Source organism: Ruegeria sp. BG9 (assembly GCF_056538305.1).
Window position 1 is genome coordinate 35,236 of sequence record NZ_JBQFSY010000015.1, and the last position, 17,559, is coordinate 52,794.

General features: G+C 56.6%; 14 protein-coding genes and 1 pseudogene. 11 read left to right on the top strand and 4 right to left on the bottom strand.

Annotated elements, in window-relative coordinates; translation table 11 throughout:
* Window positions 1-110 precede the first annotated feature (110 nt).
* Window positions 111-1,130: a sugar ABC transporter substrate-binding protein gene (locus ACR0I8_RS21370; RefSeq protein WP_170380654.1), complete on the bottom strand. Its 1,020-nt coding sequence runs from the start codon at window positions 1,128-1,130 to the stop codon at window positions 111-113.
* Window positions 1,131-1,318: 188 nt separating this feature from the next.
* Between ACR0I8_RS21370 and ACR0I8_RS21375 the strand changes: the two genes are divergently transcribed.
* From ACR0I8_RS21375 to ACR0I8_RS21405, 7 genes are all read left to right on the top strand, one after another.
* On the top strand, window positions 1,319-2,518 hold the full coding sequence (locus ACR0I8_RS21375; protein WP_170667793.1) for an ROK family transcriptional regulator: 1,200 nt from the start codon (window positions 1,319-1,321) through the stop codon (window positions 2,516-2,518).
* A 184-nt stretch (window positions 2,519-2,702) separates the two neighbouring features.
* Window positions 2,703-3,833 (top strand): substrate-binding domain-containing protein, encoded by a 1,131-nt coding sequence (locus ACR0I8_RS21380; protein WP_170693203.1) that lies wholly within the window; start codon window positions 2,703-2,705, stop codon window positions 3,831-3,833.
* A 21-nt stretch (window positions 3,834-3,854) separates the two neighbouring features.
* Window positions 3,855-5,210 carry an ABC transporter substrate-binding protein gene (locus ACR0I8_RS21385; protein WP_170693201.1) on the top strand — a complete coding sequence of 452 codons (1,356 nt, stop codon included), beginning with the start codon at window positions 3,855-3,857 and terminating at the stop codon, window positions 5,208-5,210.
* A 58-nt stretch (window positions 5,211-5,268) separates the two neighbouring features.
* Window positions 5,269-6,504 carry a carbohydrate ABC transporter permease gene (locus tag ACR0I8_RS21390; protein ID WP_170693199.1) on the top strand — a complete coding sequence of 412 codons (1,236 nt, stop codon included), beginning with the start codon at window positions 5,269-5,271 and terminating at the stop codon, window positions 6,502-6,504.
* Complete coding sequence (locus tag ACR0I8_RS21395; protein WP_170693197.1) at window positions 6,504-7,712, top strand: carbohydrate ABC transporter permease; 1,209 nt, start codon at window positions 6,504-6,506, stop codon at window positions 7,710-7,712. Before ACR0I8_RS21390 ends, ACR0I8_RS21395 begins: the two co-directional genes overlap by 1 nt.
* A 5-nt stretch (window positions 7,713-7,717) precedes the next feature.
* Window positions 7,718-8,965, top strand: coding sequence for an MGH1-like glycoside hydrolase domain-containing protein (locus tag ACR0I8_RS21400; RefSeq protein WP_480703618.1), 1,248 nt, complete (start codon window positions 7,718-7,720; stop codon window positions 8,963-8,965).
* Window positions 8,965-10,029, top strand: a complete 1,065-nt coding sequence (locus ACR0I8_RS21405) for an ABC transporter ATP-binding protein (protein WP_170667756.1) — start codon at window positions 8,965-8,967, stop codon at window positions 10,027-10,029. The genes ACR0I8_RS21400 and ACR0I8_RS21405 overlap by 1 nt, the downstream gene beginning before the upstream one ends.
* Before the next feature lie 133 nt (window positions 10,030-10,162).
* Here ACR0I8_RS21405 and ACR0I8_RS21410 read toward each other — a convergent pair.
* Together ACR0I8_RS21410 and ACR0I8_RS21415 are read right to left on the bottom strand one after the other, a co-directional pair.
* A pseudogene (locus ACR0I8_RS21410) lies at window positions 10,163-10,384 on the bottom strand (DDE-type integrase/transposase/recombinase); the annotation flags it as partial.
* Window positions 10,385-10,509: 125 nt separating this feature from the next.
* Window positions 10,510-11,361 carry a helix-turn-helix domain-containing protein gene (locus ACR0I8_RS21415; RefSeq protein ID WP_170693193.1) on the bottom strand — a complete coding sequence of 284 codons (852 nt, stop codon included), beginning with the start codon at window positions 11,359-11,361 and terminating at the stop codon, window positions 10,510-10,512.
* Window positions 11,362-11,425: 64 nt separating this feature from the next.
* On the opposite strand from ACR0I8_RS21415, the gene ACR0I8_RS21420 reads away from it, so the two are divergent.
* Together ACR0I8_RS21420 and ACR0I8_RS21425 are read left to right on the top strand one after the other, a co-directional pair.
* The gene (locus tag ACR0I8_RS21420) at window positions 11,426-13,027 is read left to right on the top strand and encodes an ABC transporter substrate-binding protein (RefSeq protein ID WP_480526400.1); all 1,602 of its coding nucleotides are present in this window, start codon (window positions 11,426-11,428) and stop codon (window positions 13,025-13,027) included.
* 83 nt (window positions 13,028-13,110) lie between these two features.
* Entirely contained in the window at window positions 13,111-14,586 is a 1,476-nt protein-coding gene (locus ACR0I8_RS21425) for a M81 family metallopeptidase (RefSeq protein WP_170693191.1), read from the top strand.
* A 365-nt stretch (window positions 14,587-14,951) separates the two neighbouring features.
* Here ACR0I8_RS21425 and ACR0I8_RS21430 read toward each other — a convergent pair whose 3' ends face one another.
* Complete coding sequence (locus ACR0I8_RS21430; RefSeq protein WP_170380665.1) at window positions 14,952-15,626, bottom strand: GntR family transcriptional regulator; 675 nt, start codon at window positions 15,624-15,626, stop codon at window positions 14,952-14,954.
* 124 nt (window positions 15,627-15,750) lie between these two features.
* On the opposite strand from ACR0I8_RS21430, the gene ACR0I8_RS21435 reads away from it, so the two are divergent.
* Together ACR0I8_RS21435 and ACR0I8_RS21440 are read left to right on the top strand one after the other, a co-directional pair.
* Complete coding sequence (locus tag ACR0I8_RS21435; RefSeq protein ID WP_170693189.1) at window positions 15,751-16,257, top strand: TRAP transporter small permease; 507 nt, start codon at window positions 15,751-15,753, stop codon at window positions 16,255-16,257.
* Window positions 16,258-16,260: 3 nt separating this feature from the next.
* Complete coding sequence (locus ACR0I8_RS21440; RefSeq protein WP_170693187.1) at window positions 16,261-17,547, top strand: TRAP transporter large permease; 1,287 nt, start codon at window positions 16,261-16,263, stop codon at window positions 17,545-17,547.
* Window positions 17,548-17,559 lie beyond the last annotated feature (12 nt).

Below are 17,559 nucleotides of genomic sequence, written 5' to 3' on the forward strand. Positions count from 1 at the left end.
CCCTTTTCGTGGCTGGCATCGCGTCCACGAAATCAGTGTACAGGAAGTTTCGGTTTGCTGGTGAAAGGATTGATGAGGCGCTGCGGCGCGCCTCACCTAGAGAGCTGTCTCTAGCCCCAGCAGAGATCCAGGCCTTCTGCAACCGACAGCGACTCAACCCCATCAACCGGCTGGTCGGTGATGAGTGCCACGCCCGTGTCATAGAAGTCTTTGCCGGGTGTGTTTTCGGGCTTCACGCCCTCTTCGGCCCATTTCTTCACAGCCTCAACACCTAGCGAAGCCATCAACAGCGGGTACTGCTGGCTTGTCGCACCGATCACACCGGCTTCGACGTTTTGGACACCGGGGCAACCACCGTCGACCGAAACGATCAGTACGTCGTTTTCACGCCCGATGGATTTCAGAGCTTCATAGGCGCCCGCAGCGGCCGGTTCGTTGATCGTGTGAACAACGTTGATGGATGGATCCTTGGCCAGAAGGTTTTCCATCGCGCGGCGACCGCCTTCTTCGTTGCCGTCTGTCACGTCACTGCCGACCAGACGCGCATCGGTTTCGTCACCGATGACATTCGGATCCGCCAGGTCCACACCGAAACCGTCGAGGAAACCCTGATTGCGCAGAACGTCCACTGTCGGCTGACTGACGTTCAGATCCAGCGTCGCGATCTTGGCATCGGCTGCGGCGTCGCCCATTTTAGCCTTGGCCCACTGACCGATCAGCAGACCGGCCTTGTAGTTGTCCGTCGCGAATGTCGCGTCCGCAGAGTCAATCGGGCTAAGCGGCGTATCCAGCGCAATGACCAGAACGCCTGCATCCCGCGCCTGCTTGACCGCGGGAACAATCGAGCTTGTGTCCGATGCCGTTAGCAGAATGCCTTTTGCGCCATCAAGAATGCAGGTCTCAATAGCCTGGACCTGAGTTTCATGGTCGCCATCGACCTTACCAGCAAACGCCTTGAGCGTCATGCCCAGCTCTTCTGCCTTGGCGGTTGCGCCTTCCTTCATCTTGACAAAGAAGGGGTTGGTATCGGTCTTGGTAATCAGGCAAACGGTTTCCCCGGCAGCCTGCGCAGATGCTGCAGCCAAAGTCAGCGCTGTGGCGGATGCGGCAATCTTAAATAGATTTCTCATTTAGTCTCCTCCCAGAAAATTGTTGTGGCCCTGCGTGGAATAGCGACAAGGCGCGCCTCCATCCTCCAATGAAGGTCTTGCTCAAGAAACCGTGATTCTAGCCTCTGTGTCAATAAATAAATAAAGTTTATTTATTAATTTGGCTGCGCATCTTTTCATAAGAAAACAAGGTGTTTATGTTTAGGGTAATGGAAAGAGAGGCGCTGAAAATACTTACCGGCGGGGTAAGCCAAAGCGGTGTTCGTGATCACAACGAACGCCTGATTCTGACGGTTTTACAACGGCATGGACCTGCCGCCGGGGCCGATGTCGCGCGGCTGACCGGCCTGTCCCCGCAGACCGTGTCGATCATTCTACGTAAGCTCGCAAAGGATGAGATTCTCAAACGTGGGACGCCGTTGAAGGGCAAAGTTGGGAAACCTTCGATCCCCATGGAGCTCAATCCCGAAGGCATTCTGTCGGTGGGAATGAAGATCGGTCGCCGCAGCGCCGATCTTCTTTTGATCGACTTTACCGGTAAGCCACGCCAACAGCTCTCGACGACTTATGACTACCCGCTGCCCGAAGCTGTGTTTGGTTTTTTGGAGGAGGGATTGCAAGAGCTTCTGGCCAATGAGCCCCAGAAGCTTCGCGACCGTGTATGCGGGATCGGGATCGGTACACCGTTCGAGCTGTGGAAATGGCACGACCTGTCTGGGCTTGCGGCTCAGAAATTCAAATCCTGGAGAAACGTGAACTTTTTTTCCGAAGTGGCCAAGTTCAGCGACCTGCCTGTTTTTGTGGTCAATGACGCGACGGCCGCGTGTCACGCCGAACATCTCTACGGCCGCGGGGCCGAGTACCGAGACTACTTTTATTTCTTCATCGGCTCAATGATTGGCGGAGGCGTTGCCTTGAATGGCACCGTATTTGAGGGCAACCAAGGCAATGCCGGTGCCTTGGGCGCCATGCGGACAACGGGTCCTTTGGGTGAAAGCCAGCAACTGATCGACACTGCATCGCTGTTTCTGCTCGAGGACAGGCTGATCGAAGCGGGTATTGATCCGGTCATTTTATGGAAAAAGCCGCAGGATTGGAGCAGCATTTCTCGCTATGTCGAACCCTGGATCGGTACCACGGCACAGGAACTGGCCAAGGCTGCGCTGTCTATTTGCGCGGTCATAGATTTTGAAGCGATTTTCATCGACGGCGCATTCCCACCTGAAATACGGGAAGAACTGGTCTCACGAGTTCGTCGCTACCTGGCCAACCAAGACAAACGCGGTTTGATTCCTCCAGTCGTTGAAGCGGCAGCAGTCGGAGAAAACGCCCGCGGTATCGGAGCGGCAAGCAGCCCAATTTTCCGCCAGTTTCTATTGAACACCAATGCTGGGCTTTCTGGGATGTAGCGACCCTCGAACAGACACGCCTTGGCTGCACCAGCGTGATTGGTCCCAACTCTACGACAAAGCCCTTCCGCGTGTTCTTTAAGTGTTCTGATGCAATTCAGATAACGTCCAAAAAATAGCCAGGTTGCACTTTTTTTAACTTTTTTGTTGCCGAAACCGGTTTCGGAACGAACAAATAGCTTCAATGACCGCGAATCTTTCATATCCACCGCGTGACCAGTCAGGTAACGCAACCGTCACGGGCCGGGTGAAACTGGACGAATTGGCAGCGCATCTGGGTTTGTCCAAAAGCACGGTTTCACGCGCGCTTAACGGGTATCCGGATATTTCTTCGGCGACGCGCGCACGGGTGGAAAAAGCAGCTCGGGTGTTGGGATATCGGCCGCTCAGCCATGCGCAGGCGATCCGTACCGGACAAGTTCGTGCGATAGCTATGGTTATCAACAGCGAGGAGCCAGATCAGCATAATCCCTTCTTGCAGGATTTTCTGGCCGGAGCCTGCGCAGCGGCAAGTAGCCTCGACTGGACCATGACCATTTCCACGGCGACCTCCGAAAAAGACACATTGAAGGTGCTGAGCCGCCTTTACGAAGAACGGAAGGCCGATGGATTCATTCTCCCGCGGACTGCGGTGAAGGATGCGCGTATTGGCCTTCTGCGCAGTCTCGGGGTGCCTCATATTCTGTATGGGCGCACCGGCTATGGACAACCAAATAACTGGGACGAGACTTCTTGGTTCGACATTGCTGGGGAAAGCGCAATGCGTAACGCCGTTTTGCGACTGAGCAATTTGGGACATACACGCATAGGCTTTGTCGGGAGCGATCCCAAGTTCAACTACGCGCATCTACGCCGTGACGGATATGCCGAAGGTTTGCATGCTGCTGGTCTACCCTTGGATCCGGAATTGATCCTGGAGGGCGCGCGCACGCGTGAAGATGGCGCAGCGCAGGGACGGGCGCTGATGGCTTTGGATCAACCTCCAACGGCGATTGTCTTCGCGACCGACCTGGCCGCGCTGGGATTCTGCGCGGATGCGCAGGATCAGGGTTTCGAGATCGGGCGCGACATCTCGGTGATCGGCTATGATGGAGTTCCTGAATGCCGCTACGCGCGCCCTGCACTGACGACATTTTCCGTCGATTCTCGTGCGGCCGGCGAACGGCTGGCGACCCTACTGATAAGGCAAATCCGTGGCGAAGCGGCTGCAGACTTGCGAGAACTGGCCGAGGCCGCCCTGATCGAAGGTGACTCGGACGGGCCACCACATCTGACGTCACACGAATTGGCGCAGAAACTAAACCATCTGACGTGAACATAACCGGGGAGGACACCGATGAAACTAACACCAAAAGCTGCGAAGCTGATGCTTGGCTCGTCGCTAGCGCTGGCGCTGACAGCGCTATCCGTGCAGGCCGACACGATCCGTTTTTGGACCACAGAGGAGCAACCTGAACGTCTGGCCAAACAGCAAGAGATGGCGGACCAGTTTAAGGCCGAAACCGGTACTACGGTTGAGGTGATCCCGGTCACCGAGAGCGATTTGGGCACGCGCGCGACGGCCGCTTTTGCTGCGGGCGACCTGCCGGATGTTGTCTATCACACGCTGCAGTACGCTCTGCCTTGGGCCGAGGCTGGTATTCTGGACACCGAAGCTGCGACCGAAGTGATAGAAGAACTGGGTGCTGACACTTTTGCCCCCGGTGCCTTGGCGATGGCTGCGTTCAACGACGAAACCGCCTCGGTGCCAGTCGATGGCTGGACCCAGATGGTGGTCTACCGAAAGGACCTGTTCGAAGAGGCCGGTCTGGAAGCCCCCGACAGCTTTGCCGATATTCAGGCCGCGCTTGAGGCTCTGCACAACCCGCCGGAAATGTACGGTTTTGTCTCGGCGACCAAAGTGGACGAAAACTTCATGAGCCAGGTGCTGGAACATGTCTTCCTCGCCAATGGAGTGTCGCCTGTGGGTCCCGATGGGTTCCAGCCGCTTGACGAAGCCAAAACCACCGAGGTTCTGGATTTCTATAAAGCAATCTCCAAGGCGTCGCCTCCGGGTGAGCTTTTCTGGAAGCAATCGCGCGAGCTGTATTTTGACGGCAAAGCCGCAATGATCATCTGGTCGCCCTTTATTCTGGACGAACTCGCGGGTCTGCGTGACAGTGCCCCGCCAACCATCAACGATGATCCGACCTCGCGCGATCTGGCGAGCAAGACCGGCATCGTGACCAAGCTGTCCGGCCCATCAAACCCCGATGGCGCGGCATGGGGAGATGTGCGGTACTTCGGTATCACCAACGACGCCGATACCGATGCGGCGATGGAGTTCGTGAAATTCGCCATGGACGACGGCTACACCCAGACGCTGGCAATCGCGCCAGAAGGCAAGTTCCCGGTCCGTCGTGGCAATGCCGACAACCCGACCGCGTTCTCGGAAGCCTGGGCAGAGCTGCCTGTTGGTGTCGACCGCAAAGCGCCCCTGGGCGAGCTGTACGAACAATCCATGATCGACGAGATCGTTGGCGGTCTGGATGTGGCGCAGCGCTGGGGCGTGGCCGAAGGCCAACTGGCGCTGGCATCGAAGATGATCAACAGCCAGGCCATAAACCGCGTCGTTCGCCAGTATATTGACGACGAGATCGACGCGGCCACAGCCATTGCGGCGATGAACGAAGAGTTGGCCAAGGTTCAGTAACCACCCGGCACCTGCAGCGGCGTGCGCGCCGCTGCCCCTAAACCCTTCGAGGTAACCCATGACTTCGGCCTCCCCACCGACAGGAACCGGGGCGTTAGCCAAACGCGAGGCGCGTCTGGCCTGGACGCTGCTGGCTCCGACCATCATCAGTGTGTCGCTGGTTGTGATCCTGCCTTTGCTGGCGATCTTCTGGATCAGCTTCAAACCCTTCACCCTGTCTGACCTGCGCCCGCCTGCTCCGGTCGTGCGTGAAAGCCTGCGCGGATCGGGTGATGATCTGCGGATCGAATACCGCCTGCGCAACTCTAGTCAGGATATTGCGATCGACGGCGTGACAGTCCGGGATGTCCTGCCCGATGGCGTGACGCCACTTGGCGATATTGCAACCCCCTGTGTATTGAACGGGCAAGAGCTGTTCTGCGACTTTGGTACGCTGGAAGGCGGCGAGCGCGAGCGTATTCGCGTTCCCGTTGCGGTCGATGGCGACCCGGACTCCTTCGAAGATCTGGTTGAAGGGTCTGAACCAACGGTCACCGGCAGCGGCCCCAGCGTGCTGACAAACTTCGAGTTCAGCCTAGAGAACTTCGCCCGTGTGTTCGACGGCGACGAGTTCTGGGGCGTGCTTTGGGTCACCCTGTTCTACACCGTCTTCGGCACCATCGGCGCGTTGGTCATGGGCCTGTTCGCTGCCTTGCTGCTGAACAAAAGCTTCCAGGGGCAGGGCTTCATCCGGGGTCTCTACCTGTTCCCCTACGTGGCCCCCGTCATCGCCGTGGCCTTTACCTGGGTCACTTTGTTTGATCCGTTCTCGGGTTCGGCCAATGCTTTGCTGGTGCAGATGGGGCTGAGCAGCGAGCCGATCAACTTCTTTGGGGAACGCCCACTGGCGCTGATCATGGTCACCGTCTTTGAAATCTGGCGCTATTTCCCGCTGTCCTTCCTGTTCATTCTGGCGCGGATGCAGTCCATCGACTCCAGCATGTATGAAGCGGCGGATATGGATGGGGCTTCACCGTTCCAGAAGTTCTGGCTGCTGAGTATCCCGCAATTGCTGGGTATCCTGTCGGTCTTGTTCCTGCTGCGCTTCATTTGGACGTTCAACAAGTTCGACGACATCTTCCTGCTGACCGGTGGTAACGCGGGCACCCGCACGCTGACGGTGAACGTGTATGAACAGGCCTTTGCGGTCTCGAACATCGGGGCGGGCGCGGCAGTGGCCGTGGTGATCCTGCTATGTCTGATCGCCTTCAGCTTTGTCTTCTTCAAATTCATAAGCCGTGAGGAGGGTCTGTGATGCGCCAAGGGTATATCACTGGCCCGATCCTGGGTGCGCTGTGGCTGGTAGTGATTGCTACCACCATCGCGGTCACCATGTCCTTCGCCACGGGTGCCGCCTTCCGTCCCCAAGTTCTGCTGAGCCTGACCTGGGGCGCGTTAGCTGGTCTGGCATATGTCCGCTTTCCCGCTCGTCATGCCCGGGCGCGTCTGGGCGTGTCGGCCCTGTTGGGTCTGACCTGCCTGACCGGTTTTGGCCCGGTTCTGATCGGCTCGGACACAACTCTGCTGGCGTTATCGGCCACCGTGGTTTCGATCGCCGTCGTCATGCATCTTTCGATGGCTGAAATCCTGAAAGAGCTGCCCTTTGGTGAACTGACCCGTCATGAGTTCGAAGACGCCGTGATCAGGTTTTGCACTGGTTTTGGCTATATCTTCTTCACGGCGATCGTGGTCATCCCCTTCTACGTGATGGTGATGACCAGCCTGAAATCGCAGCAGGCGCTGTTGCAGAACCCGCTGGATTTCTCGCTGGATCTGGATCAGGGCTGGGCGCTGTTCCGTAGCTATACGGAACTGTTCCGCGACTTCAATTTCGGCTCGTACCTGTGGACGTCCTTCTACGTCTCAGTGCTCACGGTCTTTATCACACTGGCCTTCAGCATTCCGGGGGCCTATGCGGTCGCGCGGTTCCGGTTCAAAGGGCAAAAGGCGTTCTCGCGCTCGATCCTGCTGATCTACATGGTGCCGATGATCGTTCTGGCGCTGCCGATCTATATCGCCTTTTCGTTGACCGGCCTGCGCAACTCGATCCTCGGCATCGTCATGATCTACCCGGTCACCACGATCCCAGTCGCGCTGTACATGCTGCAGGGGTATTTCCGTGGTCTCCCGACCGAGGTCGAAGAGGCCGGCCTGATGGATGGTCTCTCGCGCTTGGCGGTGATCTGGAAGATCACCCTGCCGCTCAGCCTGCCGGCTCTGGCTTCGGTGTCGCTCTATGTCTTCATGATCGCCTGGAACGAATTCCTGCTGGCCTTCATGCTGCTGGACGATCCCTCGAAATTCACTCTAACCCGAGGCGTCACAATGCTGAACTCCTCGGAAATCCCTCGCCAACACCTCATGGCTGGCGCGGTGATTGCGACTGTTCCAATCATGGCCCTGTTCCTGGGCCTTGAACGTTTCATGACCAAAGGCCTGACGGCTGGCTCGGTCAAAGGATGACAGAAATGAACCACTTTACTTCGCCGACAGAGTCAGCACGCAATATCCTGATCGCCAATGATCGGGGCGGCTATACGATCCCGACCAGCGGGCTCTATCCCTACCAATGGAACTGGGACAGCGCGATCGCCGCGCTGGGCTTTGCCGAGTTCGATATCGACCGCGCTTGGACTGAGCTTGAGACGCTGTTCTCGGGCCAGTGGGAGGACGGCATGGTCCCCCACATCCTGTTCCACAAAACGGATCCGGGCTATTTCCCCGGGCCGGATGTCTGGGGCGGCATCGGGCCGATTGCCTCCTCTGGCGTAACCCAGCCACCGTTGGCGGCTACCATGGCCCGGCGGGTATGGGAGAAAGACCGCGCGGCTGGTGAAGCCCGCCTCCGCGCCCTTTTCCCGGCCATGTTGGCCTGGCATCGATGGTTCATGACATGGCGTCTCGATGACCACGGCGCGGTTTGCACCACCCACCCTTGGGAGGCTGGGCGTGACAATGCACCGGACTGGGACGACGCAATGGCGAGTATTGATGCCTCAGACGTGGGCGAATACCAGCGTCGCGACACGAGCCACGTGAACAGCGCCGACCGGCCCACCAAATACGACTATGACCGCTACATCAAACTGGTTCAGATTGGGCGTGAAGCGGGCTGGGATCAGCAGCAATTGCTAGAGAAGAACCCCTTCCGCGTCGCCGATCCGACGATGAGTTTCACAACCCTGCGCGCCGCCCGCGATCTGCTGGCGATCAGCGAGGAATTGGGGATCAGGGCCGAAGGCCTCGGTGAAGACGTGGACCGGCTAGAGGCAGGTGCAAAGTCACTGTGGAACGAGGCTTTGGGCACCTTTGACTCCCGAAATGCGCATACGGGCAAATGGGCCGAAAGCGTCTCAAATGCGAGCTATCTGTGTTGGTACGCAGGCATTGAATCTCAGCAAATGTTGGACCGTTTGAAAACTGTTTTGACCTCGGTCCCGCACCCAATCCCTAGCTATGATCACAATTCGCCCAAGTTTGACGAACGCCGATATTGGCGTGGGCCAACATGGGCGTTCATGAACATGCTGACGGGGTTCGGTCTGAAGGATATGGGCCACGGGGTTGAGGCCGAAGCACTACGCCTGAAAACCGGTCGTCTGATCGCTGGCCACGGATTTGCCGAATATTACGACCCGATTACCGGCAGTCCTGCCGGGGGCAACTCGTTCACATGGACCGCTGCCGTCTGGCTGCATTGGGCAGGGAGGAACTGATGGGCAGCATAGAGCTCAATTCCGTCGAAAAATGGTTCGGCGAAGTGCAGGTGATCAAAGGCATCGATCTAAAGATCGAAGAGGGTGAGTTCGTCGTCTTCGTTGGCCCGTCGGGTTGTGGTAAATCAACCCTGTTGCGGATGATCGGTGGGCTCGAGGACATCTCGCGCGGGTCTCTTTTGATCAATGGGGATGACGTTACTGACAACCCGCCTTCGAAGCGCGGGCTGACCATGGTGTTCCAGTCCTATGCTCTGTATCCACACCTGACGGTGGCCGAAAATATGGGGTTCTCGCTGAAAGTGGCGGGCGTATCCAAGGGCGAGATTGCCGAACGCGTGGGCAAAGCCGCCGAGGTGCTCAAGCTAGAACCCTATTTGGAGCGCAAACCTAAAGACCTGTCTGGCGGCCAGCGTCAGCGCGTTGCAATCGGTCGGTCAATTGTGCGTGATCCCACCGCATTCCTGTTCGATGAGCCGCTATCCAACCTAGACGCCGCTCTCAGGGTCGAAATGCGGTATGAGATTGCCAAGCTTCACCAGAGCCTCAACCGCACGATGATCTATGTGACTCATGATCAGGTCGAGGCGATGACACTGGCCGATCGCATTGTGGTGCTGGAATTCGGTAAGATCGCGCAGGTCGGGACCCCACGCGAACTATACGAACGCCCCGCCAACCTGTTCGTGGCGCAGTTCATCGGCAGTCCGAAAATGAACGTCATTCCCTGCACCGTGTCTGGCGATCAGTTTCAGCTGGAAAACGGCGGAGGTGGCCCGTTTGATCGGACTGGTACAGCCACGATGCTGGGCATCCGTCCGGAACATATCAGTGTGGTCGAACCTGGCTCGGGTCACAGCGACGGCAAAGTTGAGGTGGTCGAGTATCTTGGCGCAGATATGTTCATCATCGTCGATTGCGGGTTTGAAGAGAAGGTGACGGTTCGCCTTGGTGGGGACACGCAGATCAAAGCCGGAACGCAAATCGGCTTGTATTTTGCACCCGAGAAACTGCAATTTTTCGACGGGGCAGGGCAGACGATCAGCCCAGATGAACGGGTGTGACACTCTCGAGATGTTTGAGGATGCGTCGCAAACCTATGCGACGGCCAGAACCAGCGACTTACTGAACGCACCCATCCTTCGATCTTAGCAAATAACCGAAAACTAGCCGGCGTGGAGCTAGAGAATTGCCGCTTCCAGCAATGTTGGCGGCTCGATAGAGGTACATCCATTTGCCGCGAACACGAGCATATATCTCGTCCATGCGCCAGGAACTCAGCGTTGGTCGCTTCTTCAATTGCGCGCGCTGCGACCATCGGCGAATACTCAGCAATTCACCTGTTGAAAGTGGCGTGGTCCATCCGCACGCCGCGTTCTCTTCGAGGTCACGACAAGGCACCGTGTACCGCAGATAGAACTACACGGCATGCAAAAAAGGTAAGATCAGACATGTTTACCGATCTCGCTATTGAGACGTGATCCACCCCCACCAGCAGAAACAAATGGGCACCGACCCCCATACGCAGGTATCCTGCGGTTCTGCTACTCAGTAATAATATTCGCACCAGAGTCTGTGGACGCACCAAGAAGGTGTTGACGAACCTTCATATCCAGTTTGGTGCTCTTCAAATCGACGATACCGCTTTTCGAAAACAGCTCTCGCACTGAGCGGTAGTTTTCAGCTCTCTTCCAGACGACAGGAGAAGAGGTCGGCGTTCGGCCGGACAACGAAGCGAGATAAGACATCGTGCCGAACAATAGCTTTGACTTGTCGCGATGGGGTTTGTTCAGAATGTACAGGCTGACAGGTGCGTCTGGACCGCGTTCGGAATCGACGACAAAGACTTGCCCCGCGCGGAAGGCGGCTTTGCCATCACATCTTGTCCAGCGGCGCGTCGATGACTTTCCTTCGGTTAAGGCTTCGACGACACGGCTGTAAACCGTCCCGTTCCGCTCATCCAAAAAGGCAACGTTGACAATGGCTTTGGTTGGATCGTTCGGTGCGCGAAAGAACACTTGATAAGATCCGAGAAATGGCCGCAGCCGTTGAAGATCACCTGGGAACACATCGATCAGAGGGTCTCGTCGCCGATCCGCCTCGGTTTTGGCGAGTTGGGTGGTGTGGCGCCGCAGTTCTGCATGATCTCCCAGCAAGATATGCTCGCCCACGTCGAAGAACCGGCCAATGCGGCGCAAGTTGTTTGGCGAAGGCATGCTGCGGCCGTTGAGGTACTTGGCGAATTGCTGATGGTTGATGCCGATCTCTCTGCAAATAGCTGCCACTGACGGGTAATCCGCACAAAGGTGACGCAGGTTTGCAGCTAAATTCTGGTGCATCGGTCGTTGGGCCTTGGCTAGCATAAACTCGCTAAAGAAAGCATAATGTGGCATCATTGTTAAGCTCAAATTGGTGCGTGATCTTGCGGGCAACAGAAGAATGCTCAGGGAAGGTCAAGCAATGGATAAATTTCAATACGTGCGGCAGATGGAACAGCGTCTGCAATTGCGTCAGGTGGATCGTCGCCAGTTCATGCGCGGTGTTTTGGCAACCGGCATGACCGTCGGTGCCGCAACGCTTTTGGCGGATCGCGCTTTTGCGGCTACGCCCAAAAAGGGCGGCAGCATGATTGCCGGGATTGGTCATGGCGGGACGACCGAGCAACTCAATCCGGGGCAGATATCAGCGGGTTTCCTGATTCCGTTGAGCCTGGGCATGAACGGTTTCCTGACTGCGATCGACGCGGACAGCAACGTGCAGCCGTCACTTGCAAAATCATGGGAGGCCTCGCCGGACGCGTCGGTTTGGACCTTCGAGATGCGCGACGGGGTCGAGTTCCACAATGGTCGTACAGTGACAGTTGAGGACGTGATTGCCTCGATCAATTTTCACCGCGGAGAAGGGTCAACCTCGACTGGGGCGCCGCTGTTGGCCGGTGTGAAGGAACTGCGTGCGGACGGGCCAAACACCGTCGTTTTCGAGCTTGAGGGCGGTAACGCAGATTTCCCGGCTATCCTCAGCGACTACCGCTTTGCCATTCTGCCGGCAGAGGGTGACAGCATTGACTGGCAATCCGGTATCGGTTGCGGAGCCTATCAGTTGAAGGATTTCCAGCCAGGGATTTCGGCGGATCTGGCCCGTCACGGGAACCACTGGAACCCCGATGTCGCGCATGTGGACGAATGGAAGCTTCTGGTGCTGCTGGATACGACCGCACGGATGGCGGCGCTGTCGGCGGGGTCGGTCGACATTGCCGATAAGGTTGATCCAAAGACGGCCAAGTTTGTCTCGCGTGATCCAAATGTTACGCTGCATTCAGTTGCCGGTACGCAGCACTACTCCTTCCCGATGCTGACCAATGCCGCGCCGTTTGACGACAACAACGTGCGTCAGGCGATCAAATGGGGCATCGATCGGCAAGAGCTGGTGGACAAGATTCTGCTGGGTTACGGCGAGGTCGGCAATGATCATCCAATCGGGTCCGGTCAGAAGTATTTCAATGCTGAGCTTGAACAAAAGACTTTCGATCCGGACAAAGCAAAATACTATCTGAAACAGGCTGGTCTGGAGTCGCTGAATGTCGAACTCTCGTCCTCTGACGCTGCTTTCCCTGGCGCGGTGGACGCGGCGACGCTGATTTCGAACTCGGCGGCGAAATGCGGGATCAACGTTTCTGTCAAACGAGAGCCTAACGATGGCTATTGGTCCGAGGTATGGACAAAAAAACCCTGGTGCGCCAGCTATTGGGCCGGACGACCGGTCGAGGATCTTATGTTCTCATTGGCGTTCCAATCCGGTGTCGCTTGGAATGAATCTCTCTGGTCGAATGAGAAATTCGACAAGATTCTGGTTGAGGCCCGAGCTGAACTGGACACCGAAAAACGTCGCCAGATGTATGGTGAAATGCAGGATATCGTCGCCAATCAGGGTGGTGTCGCGATCCCGATGTTTGCTTCATATGTTTTTGCCACGCGCCCAAGCGTTGGTACGCCCGAAAAATTCGGCTCGAATCTGGATCTGGATGGAAGCAGCTTTATGGAGCGTTGGTGGAAAGCCGAATAACTCTGGTTAAATATGATTGCATCGCCAAAGATCAGAGGATGGCTCTTGCAGCCGTCCTCTGACGTGTTGGGAACAGGGAATTTATGAAGCTTTTCATTGCGACACTGTCGACAGAGACGAACACGTTTTGCACGATGCCGACTGCGATGTCGGGTTTCGAGGACTATTTCCTGCGGCATGGTACGGCGACCCAGGAGCCTCCAAACCTTATGACGGAGGCGCTTCATCTGTGGCGCGAAAAGGCCGAAATTCTGGGCTGGCAGGTTGTCGAAAGCCTGACCGCCATAGCCGAACCTGCCGGTCTGACCACACGCAGCTGTTATGACGTGCTGAGCGGCGCGATTTTGTCTGATCTCGCAGAATGCGGCGGTGCAGATATCATTCTGTTGCAACTTCACGGCGCGATGGTGGCCGAGCATATAGAGGATTGCGAAGGTGATATTCTGACCCGCGTCCGCAAAAAGTGCCCGGATGCAACGATCGGCGTTTCGCTGGACCTGCATTCTCATCTGACAAAGAAGATGCTGAACGCCAGCGATCTGATCGTGCATTTCAGAGAATACCCTCATGACGATGCAACAGCCTGCGCCGCCGAACTGTTTGATCTGGCAAAGCGGGCACATGAGGGTGAGATCACGCCAAAGATGGCGTTTTTTGATACCCGTATGATGAACCTATACCTGACCAAAGCTGGGGCGATGAAGGATTTTGTGGCCGAGATGGCCGCAGCTCAAACCAGACCCGGTGTGTTGTCGGTTTCATTGAGTCACGGTTTTCCCTGGGCAGATGTCGAAGATGTCGGCGCGCGGATGTTGGTAATAACAGATGGCCAGGCACAACTGGCCGCGCGACTGGCCGAGGAGTTGGGGCGGCGCTTCTTTGAGTTGCGAAACGAAGTAACCACGCGGTATCTACCGATCTCCGAGGCGCTGGATCACATTGGTACACGGTCCGGTCTATGCGTTCTGGCGGACATGGGTGACAATTCAGGCGGAGGAGCGCCGGGCGACGCCACCCATTTGCTGAAAGGCATGCTGGCGCGTGGAATGACAAATTTTGCCAGCGGTTTGTTCTGGGATCCCGGAGTAGTGCGGATTTGTCAGGATGCGGGCATTGGAAGCAGATTGAAGCTTCGGCTTGGTGGAAAAACCGGTGTAGTTTCAGGGGATCCGATCGACCTGATTGCAAGGGTTATGAACATAGAGACAGGCCTGGGTCAGCATCTCGGCACTGGTCTTGAACCAATGGGCACCGTGGTCTGGCTCCGCTTGGGTGGCGAGATCGACTTGCTGGTCAACGATCTGCGTGTTCAGGTGTACCATCCTGAAGCGTTCGAGCAGATCGGCATCCGGCTGGCTGAGAAATTGGTGGTGGCGGTGAAATCCCTGTTCCATTTCTACGGCCCGTTCAGCCAAATTTCGAACCACATCCTGCAGGTTGCCAGCCCCGGAGGAACACAGCCTGCGTTCCACGACCTCGCGCTCACCAAACGAAAACTGCCGTTCTGGCCTGCGGTTGCGCAGCCATTTTTAGACGAAAATCTTATGGACGCCGGATAGCGGTTTCAACCAATAGGTCTAGTGGTTGGAATCCAATCGCAGACATACTCAGCATCCGGTGCTATGACTTGGGATTTGGGCCACGCCAGATAAAACCCGTTTCGGACTATTAATGCCCTTTCTACTACCACCGCCTGTTCGGCTTGCTGAATCAAGCTTTGGCCGTAGAGGTGCTGCCCTCTGCGGGAGCGTGATCTCGATGATGCCAACACGCGGGTTTGAGTCTAAGGTTAGAGGATATCTGACGCTCTTCATCCGGCCAGAATGCGCCGTTCTTTAGAACGAGAACCAACTGGTCAAATGGGCCCGGAATCGCCGAGGTTCTCGCGTTGTTGGGCATTCCCGGTTAGACGATTCATCGCACGCTATCCTGAACCTGTTCCGTCGGGCTGCGTCGCATCGCTCCAATAAGATCCTTCTTTTCTGTCTATGTGGAGTTTTAGCACTTCCAAGGCTTGTGGAACGTTTCCATCCCGAACGAACTGAAGCAACTCAATGTGCTCCCGATAGGATTTAGCCATGTGATCAGGGTGATGCCCCAACCGGCTGCGCAAAGCGGCCATTTTCAATGCAATCGTTTGATAGGCGTCGTTCAGAAACCGATTGTCCGCACAGTCGAAAAGGCATTGGTGAAATAGAGTGTCTTGATAAAGATATTCTGCATCATCCGCGTCCTCACGGGCCGCTGTCATCCGATCAACGCATTTATCAAGCGCGGCATGAAGCGCCTCTGGGTTCGTCTGCATGGCCGAGGTCAAAGCGGTTGTTTCAAGGCAGACACGTGCATCGCAAAGTTTTGCCAGTTCCTCGGGCTCCAGATTGAACACGAATGAGCCTCTTTGCGGTTCAACGACCAACAGACCTTCCATCTCGAGCCGGTTGATTGCCTCGCGCACAGGGGTGCGGCTTACCTCAAGATTCTTGGCGATTCGAGCTTCAGACAGTTGCTCACCCAGTTCGAACTCGCCTTTGATGATCCGCTCGCGCAGGTTTTCGGTCACCAATTCCGTCAATGATTTCGGTCTGTTGAATGGGCTCATGTCGCTCTCCTCAGTTCAACAGTAGCAGGCCTGTTTCTGGCATACAATGTGTTAGTGTTGACATATTAGCATACTGTATGCCAGTTTTGATTCTCACGAGGAGACGGCATTGGGAGGGGCGTCTTTGCAAACTCTGGAAACATGGATTGTTGCGTTGAACCGGGCGCTGGTGGCTTTGGCGCTGGCTACGGTCTTTGCAATTGTCTTCGCCAATGTGGTGGGGCGATACGGGTTCGGTACGTCCCTGGCCTGGGTTGAAGAGGTCGCCAGACACCTGATGATCCTCGGCGCGTTTTGCGGTGCCGGTCTTGCCTTGCGCGAAGGACGCTTGGTCGCGATCACCACAATTCCGGATTTGCTGCCCAAAGCTCTGGCCCGAATGCTGCGCTGGGGCATCGTCTTCGTCATGTTTGCCTTCATGGCGACGATGCTGTGGCTGGGCGTCAAATTCGTTGAATTCGGCTGGAACAAGGAAACCATGTCCACCGGCATTTCGCGTGGCATCCCTTATCTCGCCATCCCGATCGGGTGCGCGTTGTTCCTGATCCAGTTAACCTTTTTCGCAAAACGTTTCGTAAGCCAAGAGTTTGAACACGGTCCCAGCGCCAAGGGCGATGAGGCGGAGGTCTGAGCCGTGGCAAAAACCCTGATCATCCTGTTCTTTGCCACTTTGTTTTTGGGCGTTCCCGTAGCCTTCACGATGGGGATCGCCGGGCTGTCGGCGATTTTTATCGACGGTTCGTTGAACCCACTGGTCGCAACCCAACGCATGTTCGCCGGGATCGACAGTTTCCCGCTGATGGCAGTGCCGTTCTTCATTCTCGCGTCTGAACTGATGACGGCCTGCGGCCTAACAAACGCTTTGTTACGCTTTGCCAACGCTCTGGTTGGCCATGTGCGTGGCGGGCTGGGGCATGTGAACATCCTTGTGTCGATGCTGTTCGCGGGGATCAGCGGCTCTGCTCTGGCGGATGCAGCGGGGCCTTCTGCCATCGTCATGCGGATGATGCGTGAGGCCGGGTATGAGAAGAATTACGCCGGTGTCCTGTCCGCTGCGACGGCCACCATCGGTCCGATCATCCCGCCCTCCATTCTGGCCGTGATTTTTGCGATCTCAACCAATGGAGTGACGGTTGCGGGACTGTTTCTGGCCGGAATTGTGCCTGGTGTTCTGCTGGGCGTTGCGCTGGCCATCGCGAACCATATCGTATCCACGCGCAACGGCTACCGCGGGCGCGAACATCGCGCCACTATGGTTGAATTGCGCGGTGCAACCCTGTCGGCCATTCCGGCCCTGATCATGCCAGCAATTATTCTGGGCGGCATCCTATTCGGTGTGTTCACTCCGACCGAGGCGGGCGCGGTGGCCTCAGCCTACGCTCTGTTCCTTGGGTTCATCCTGCGCGCCTTCACGGTCCGTGCTCTGTACGCCGCTTTTGTAAGGGCTGCTGTGGTGACGTCTTCGGTCTTCCTGATCGTGGCGATGGCGTCGATCTTTGCTTGGCTGCTGACCTACCTGCAAATCCCACAGGAACTGGCGAAACTGATCACTCAGATCACCGACAACCGTCTGGGCATTCTGTTCATTCTGGCGGCTTTTGCCCTGATCTGCGGCTTCTTTATCGACACGCTGCCCGCGCTGATCATTCTGACGCCGATACTTGGTCCTATTGCCTATTCCGCCGGGATCGACCCGCTGCAATTCGGGATGATGCTGGTGCTGAACCTGACCATCGGGATGATCACCCCTCCGGTTGGTCCGGTGCTGTTCGTGATCGCCACGGTCGGACAATTGAAAATCGAACGCCTGTCAAAAGCGGTTCTGCCGCTGCTGCTGGCTGAACTCGTGGTGCTGCTTCTGGTCATTCTTGTGCCAGGCGTCAGCACCTTTATCCCCAACTTCTTTGGATTTGCGAACTGACATGAAAGGGAG